General features: G+C 69.0%; 5 protein-coding genes. 2 read left to right on the forward strand and 3 right to left on the reverse strand.

From position 1 onward, the window contains the following. The first annotated feature begins 4 nt into the window (after window positions 1–4). On the forward strand, window positions 5–829 hold the full coding sequence (locus A5678_RS04830; protein ID WP_068039212.1) for a DUF1707 domain-containing protein: 825 nt from the start codon (window positions 5–7) through the stop codon (window positions 827–829). 28 nt (window positions 830–857) lie between these two features. On the opposite strand, the gene A5678_RS04835 is transcribed toward A5678_RS04830, so the two are convergent. The 3 genes from A5678_RS04835 to A5678_RS04845 are packed head-to-tail and all read right to left on the reverse strand — an operon-like array spanning window position 858 to window position 5,985. Further along, complete coding sequence (locus A5678_RS04835; RefSeq protein WP_068039215.1) at window positions 858–2,333, reverse strand: MFS transporter; 1,476 nt, start codon at window positions 2,331–2,333, stop codon at window positions 858–860. A gap of 56 nt (window positions 2,334–2,389) precedes the next feature. Beyond that, window positions 2,390–4,183 carry an N-acetylglutaminylglutamine synthetase gene (ngg, locus tag A5678_RS04840; protein WP_068039218.1) on the reverse strand — a complete coding sequence of 598 codons (1,794 nt, stop codon included), beginning with the start codon at window positions 4,181–4,183 and terminating at the stop codon, window positions 2,390–2,392. After that, window positions 4,180–5,985 carry an N-acetylglutaminylglutamine amidotransferase gene (locus A5678_RS04845; protein WP_068039221.1) on the reverse strand — a complete coding sequence of 602 codons (1,806 nt, stop codon included), beginning with the start codon at window positions 5,983–5,985 and terminating at the stop codon, window positions 4,180–4,182. Before A5678_RS04845 ends, ngg begins: the two co-directional genes overlap by 4 nt. A 485-nt stretch (window positions 5,986–6,470) precedes the next feature. Here A5678_RS04845 and A5678_RS04850 point away from each other — a divergent pair, with 485 nt between their 5' ends. Beyond that, window positions 6,471–6,812: a DUF732 domain-containing protein gene (locus A5678_RS04850; protein ID WP_231983573.1), complete on the forward strand. Its 342-nt coding sequence runs from the start codon at window positions 6,471–6,473 to the stop codon at window positions 6,810–6,812. Window positions 6,813–6,815: the final 3 nt, after the last annotated feature.

Consider the following 6,815-nt stretch of genomic DNA (forward strand, 5'->3'; position numbering starts at 1 on the left):
GCCGATGAGCGATGACCTCCGAGCGAGCGACGACGACCGCAACGCCATTTGCCAGGTGCTCGACGCGGCGCTCGGTGACGGCCAGCTGTCGACGGAAGAGCACCGCGAGCGGGTAGCCGCCGCAACCCGGGCAACCACGCTGCGCGAGCTGCGGTCGCTGGTGACGGATTTGCAGATCCGCCCGGCCGCGGGACCACCGCCGGCGTCCCGGTCACGCATCGGGAGACGCGGGACCTGGATCGCCGTCGCCTGCGCGCTGGTGCTGCTCGGCGCCGGCCTGGCCTGGGGACTGCAACGGGACACGGCCTCCGCCCCGTCGGTGACGACCACGCCCGCCGCGGCCCCGACCAGCTCTGCGGCCCTCACCACGAGCACGACGCCGCCACCGCCGCAGTTGCTGACGCTGAGCGGCGTGAGCGGGGTGCTCGCCCAGATGCGGACGCAGTTCGGCGACACGCTGGGCTACCAACTGAACATCTACCAAAGCCAGGTGGTGGTCGAGCGTCCGGACACGGCGAACGCCCGGAAGGTGGTGACTTGGCTGTACCGCGACGGCAATTGGGCCAGCGTCGGCCCCGAAAATGCGGTGTCGTCCCGCCTGGTGGTCGGCGACCTCGGCAAGTTCGACGTGCAGGCGGTCGTCGGCGTCGTGCAGCAGGCGCCCCAAACCCTGCACATCTACGACGCCAACCGGATCTTCCTGTCGATCGAGTCCCGCAAGGACGGTGACCTGCATTTGCAGATCAACGTCAGCGACGGTGCCCTCAGCGGCACCATCGTGCTCGCCGCGGACGGCACCGTCACGCAGGTCTCTCCGCCCGTCCGCTGATACGGGACCTGCACACCTGGTCGGACGCCTACGGCTGATCGCGCCGATCGGCGTCGGCGTCGTCGACCGTCAGGGGCAACGCCAGCTCTTCGAGCGGGCGGCGTTCGGCCGCGATCCCGAGCCGCAATTCGACCAGGCCCGCGATCGCCATGACCGCGGCGCCGGTCAGGAACGACCACATCACCTGACCGCGTTCCCCGGAATTGATCAGCTGCCCGAACAGCAGCGGGCCGGTGATACCGCCGATCGCGGTTCCCACCGCGTAGAAGAACGCGATCGCCAGCGCCCTGGTCTCCATCGGGAAGATCTCGCTGACCGTCAGGTAGGCCGCGCTGGCGCCCGCCGAGGCGAGGAAGAACGCGACCGCGAGGACGGCGATGAACGCCCAGACGCCGCCGGTCTGGGTCACGAACAGGACCGCGAGGGCGGCGGCCACGACCGCGGACCCGATGTAAGTGGTCGTGATCATCGGCTTGCGCCCGATGGTGTCGAAGAGGTGGCCGAGCGCCAGCGGCCCGACGAAATTGCTGAGCGCCCAAAGGATGAAGAACAGCGGCACCCGCCCGGACGGCACCCCGTAGAACCCGCTCAACAGCGTGCCGAGGTTGAACGTCACCCCGTTGTAGAGGAACGCCTGCCCGGTGAAGAGCGCCAGGCCCAGGACGGCGCGCCGCGGATAGAGCTTGAACGCCACCCGGGCGATTTCGCGGAACGAAATCGTCTCGCGCTGGCGGATTTTGAGCTCTCGCCCGTGCGGCTCGGGCAGCGGCTCGCCGGTTTCCTCCCGCACCGATTCCTCGATCTCGCCGACCACCCGCTCGGCCTCCTCGTCGCGGCCGTGGATGAACAACCACCGCGGACTCTCCGGGACGTTGCGCCGGACGAGAAGGACGAAGATGCCGAAGATGGCGCCGACGCCGAAGGCGAGCCGCCAGCCGATGTTGGGCGCGAAGTTCGAGGTGTCGAGCAGGACGAGCGCGCCGCCCGCTCCCGCGGCCGAGCCGAGCCAGTAAGTCCCGTTGATGATCAGGTCGACGCGGCCGCGCAGGCGCGCGGGGATCAACTCGTCGATGGCCGAATTGATCGCGGCATATTCCCCGCCGATGCCGGCGCCGGTGAAAAAGCGCGCGGCGAAGAAATACCAAGGGGCGAAAGCGAATGCGGTCGCAACCGTGGCCACCAGGTATACCGCCAGGGTCAGCATGAACAGATTGCGGCGCCCGAAGCGGTCCGTCAGGTGGCCGAAGAACAGCGCGCCCAGGCACGCACCGGCGATGTAGAACGCCGCGGCCAAACCGATCTGCGCCGCGTTCAGGTCGATGCCGCTGCCCTTTTCGGTGAGGCGAGCGGAAACGTTGCCCACCATCGTGACCTCGAGCCCGTCGAGGATCCAGACCCCGCCGAGACCGATGACGACGCGCCAGTGGAATCGAGACCACGGCAACCTGTCCAGCCGCGCCGGCACGCGGGTCGTGATGGTTCCGGTTTGCGCGCTTCCGCTCATCTGGCTCCAATCCGAGGTGATCTTCAGAGATACCCAAGCGAGGCGCACGGCAAGCCTCAGCCGCGTTCGGCGCGCGACTCCTCTGGAGTCCAGGCTTGCGGCTGGCCCGGGTGGCCGGGGAACAGGAAGTCGATGAACGCCGCGGCCGTGGGCTGTGGTTCGTGGTTGGCCAGCCCCGGTCGTTCGTTGGCCTCGATGAAGGCGTACTCGGCGCCGGTGACGTCGGGCACCAGCAGGTCGATGCCCGTCACGGGGATGCCGATCGCCTCGGCCGCCGTCACCGCGACCCGGCACAGTTCCGGGTTCACCACCGCGGTGACGTCGTGGATCGTGCCGCCCTGATGCAGGTTGGCGGTGCGGCGGACGCGAAGGCGGGTGCCCTGGGGCAGCACGTCGTCGAGCGACCAGCCCGCCTCGGCGACCGTCGACTCGGTGAGGTCGTCGAGCGGGATGCGGGACTCGCCACCGGTGGCCGCGGACCGCCGCCGGCTCTCGGCCGCGATCAGGTCGCGGATGGTGTGCTCCCCCGTGCCGATGATCTCGGGCGGCATCCGCAGCGCGGCGGCCACCACCCGGCCGTCGATCACGACGAGCCGGAGGTCGTCGCCCTGCACGCGCTGCTCGATCAGCACGTCGGGGTATTGCTGACGGGCGCGGGCCAGGGCGGCGGCGAGCTCCTCGGGACCGTTGTCGACGGTGACGCCGACGGTGATGCCCTTGCCCTGTTCGCCGCGGGTGGGTTTGACGACCACCTCCCCGACCTCGGCCAGGAAGTTGTAGTCGCCTTCGTCGAAGGTGGCCAACCGGGCGCGGGGCACCGTGATGCCCGCCTCCGAGACGAGGCGGCGCGTCAGCCGTTTGTCGTCGCAGCGGCACATGGCGACCGCCGAGGTGTATTCGGACAGCGATTCCCGGGTGACCACGCTGCGGCCGCCGTGGGTGAGGCGCATCTCGCCGCTCTCGGCGTCGAGCACCTCCACCCAGATGCCGCGGCGCAGCGCCTCGTCGGCGATGATCCGGGCGTAGGGGTTGAGGTCGTCGACCGTCTCGGGCGGCGGGCTGAACAGTGGCTCGTTGATGGCGTTCTTGCGCTTGATCGCCAGCACCGGGACGCGGCGGAAACCCAGCTTTTCGTACAGGCCGATCGCGGCGGCGTTGTCGTGCGCGACCGACAGGTCCATGTAGGCGCGGCCCGCGTTGCGGAAGCGCTCCGCCAGCGCCCGGGTGAGGGCGGCGCCGATCCCGGGCAGTCCGGCGGCCGGGTCGACGGCCAGGGTCCACAGGCTCGACCCCTGCTCGGGATCGTCGAAGAGCAGCTCGTGGTCGACCCCAGTGACGGTGCCGACCACGGCGCCGTCCTCGTCGCGCACCGCCAGCAGGTAGGTCACCGCAGGCACGTTCAGGTGGTTGTGCCAGATGACGTCGACGCCGGCGGGGACCATCCCGCAGCGCACGTAGACGCGGTTCATGGCGTCGGCGTCGACCGGGTCGTTCAGGGTGCGCACGGTCACGCCGAGCGGCGTCGGCGACAGGTCTTCCGGGTTGGCATCGGTGAAGCGCAGGCGATACGTGTGGCTGGGGTCGATGAAGAGCTCGGTCGGCGCTTCGGCGACCACCACGTGGGATTCGCGGGCGTAGATGCAGATGTCGCGGCGCCCGGGCCCCTCCCGGCGCAGCGCCTCGACCAGCTGGTGCGCGTCGGCGAAGGTCTGGCCGAAAATGAGCCGGCCCCAGCCCAATTCGAGCTCGACGTCCTTGGCCATCGCCTCCACCAGCTCCGGCGGCGAGGCGTCGTGCAGGCCCATCGTGATCGCCTCGGTGTGATCGCCGGGGGGATCGGTCACGGTCATGCCACCGGGCCCGTGATGCCGTGCCGCTGCAGCCAGAGTTCGAGCAGGGCGAGTTGCCAGAGTTCGTTGCCGCGCAAGGGCGTCAGCTTGCTGTTCGGGTCGGCCAGCAGGGCGTCGACCGCCTCCGTGCGAAACAGGCCCCGCTCCTTGGCAACCGGCGCATAGAGCGCATCCCGCACCATGTCGAGATAGGGCCCTTCGAGATGCGTCAGCGCGGGAACCGGGAAGTAGCCCTTGGGCCGGTCGATGACCTCCGACGGAATGACCCGTCGCGCAGCCTGTTTGAGCACACCCTTGCCTTCGTGGGCGATCTTCAATTCCGGGGGGCAGGTCGCCGCCAGTTCGACGACCTCGTGGTCGAGGAACGGCACCCGGCCCTCCAGGCCCCAGGCCATGGTCATGTTGTCGACCCGCTTCACCGGGTCGTCCACCAGCATCACGGTGGTGTCGAGCCGCAGCGCGCGATCGACGCCCGTCTCGGCGCCGGCGCGGGCGAAGTGCTCGGTGACGAAGCGCTCACTGGGGTCGCCCGGGGCCATGATGCCCGGCCCGAGCAGGCCCGCCATTTCCGCCGAATCGCGGTCGAAGAAGGCGCCGCGGTACTCGGCGACCGAGCCCTCCAGGGAGGCGGCGGCCGGTGAGCCCATCGGCGGGTACCAGTGGTAGCCGGCGAACACCTCGTCGGCGCCCTGGCCCGACTGCACGACCTTCACGTGGCGCGCAACTTCCTGGCTGAGCAGGTAGAAGGCCACGCAGTCGTGGCTGACCATCGGCTCGCTCATCGCGCCGATCGCCCCGTCGAGCGCGGGAAGCATCCGGTCGGTTTCGATGCGAATCTGATGGTGGTCGGTTTCGAAGCGCCGGGCGATGATGTCCGACCACCGGAACTCGTCACCCTCGACGCCGCCGGCCGACTCGAAGCCGATGGAGAAGGTCATCAGGCCGTGCTGGCCCGCCTCCGCGAGCAGGCCGACGATCAGGCTGGAGTCGACGCCGCCGGACAACAGGCAGCCCACCGCCACGTCGGCGACCAGCCGGCGCTTCACCGCGACGCGAAGCGCGTCGAGCACCGCGTCTTCCCAGTCGGTTTCCGACCAGCCGGCGCGGTCGTCGTGCCGGGTGAAGTCGGGGGTCCAGTACGTGGTGGTGGTGCGCCGGCCGTCCGGCTCGATGGCAATCAGCGAAGCGGGCGGCACCTTGCGAACGCCCCGCAGGATGGTCAGCGGCGCGGGGACCACCGAATGGAACGTCATGTAGTGGTGCAAAGCGTTTGCGTCGATGCGGGTGTCCACGCCGCCGCCGGCCAGCAGCGCCGGCAACGCCGAGGCGAACCGGATCCGGTGGCTGTCCTGGGTCAGGTAGAGCGGCTTGATCCCGAGCCGGTCGCGACCGAGCAGCACCCGGCCGCTGTCGCGCTCGACGATGGCGAAGGCGAACATGCCATGCAGGTGGCTGACGAAGTCGTCGCCCCAGTGGTGGTAGGCCTTGATCAGGACTTCGGTGTCGCTGTGCGAGAAGAACCGGTAGCCGTGTCCGGTGAGTTCGCGGCGCAGCTCTTTGTAGTTGTAGATGCAGCCGTTGAAGGCGATGGACAGACCCAGTTCCGGGTCGACCATCGGCTGGGCGCCGGCCTCGCTCAGGTCGATGATCTTGAGGCGACGATGACCGAGCGCGACACGGCCCTGTGACCAGGCGCCGGAGGCATCGGGGCCCCGTCGCGCCATCACGGCGGCCATTGCTGACACCGCCGCTACATCGGGGACCTGCCCGTCGAGCCGTACCTCCCCGGTGACTCCGCACACTCCTTGAACCATACCCAAGGCGGTTGCGGCGCACCCGTACGGCCACTGTGAAATGCGTCGGCGCGCCTGCTCGCACCAGCTCACGGGGGCAGACGGCGGCAATTGCTCAAGACGGGGGTGGGTTATCGGCGGGGCCGGAGTTTGCCCGCGGGCGACACCGTGACGGTTAAATCCTGGTTGCGCTCTGCTCTCACGGATGGTCGCCCCGCGGGCCGGCCGCGGCGCCCGCCCTCGCCGCTCCCCCGGTGGGCGGATCGCGCCAGTCCACGGTTGCGAATGAAAAGCGATGCAGCACGGGAATTCTCGGCTCCCGCATGGCGGCGGCCGCCCAGCACGCTAGGGCATGGGCCGCCGGAAACCCTGACCAAAGTGGGCCGATTTGTGTGAGGTGGCACGGTTGACGCCGGCGGGAAAGATGCGTCGATTCTGGCTAATGTTCAGCCACCGTTAATGCGTAGAGCCCAGATGTCACATTGAGGAACATCGTGACCCGAATAATTGCGCGCCTTGGGAACTGGTCGACAATAGTCGCGCTCTCCGCAGCGGCGGTGTTTTTCGCGGCGCCGGCGTCGGCCGACCAAAACGATGATTCGTTCATTTCGGAGATTCAGCGCAACGGAATTGTCTTTACCGACCGCGCCGCCGCGATCGCCGCCGGACATAACATGTGCGCCGGACTCGACAAGGGCAAGACGCCAACGTCGTTGGTGCTCAACGTTGTACGGGCAACAGACCTGTCCGCACACGAAGCCGGCTATCTGCTCGGCGCTTCCGTGGCGTCCTACTGCCCCCAACATCGAGCTGCTATCGGCACTCCGGTGTCCTGAGCA

The organism is Mycobacterium sp. E2733 (assembly GCF_001667585.1).
Lineage (GTDB): Bacteria > Actinomycetota > Actinomycetes > Mycobacteriales > Mycobacteriaceae > Mycobacterium.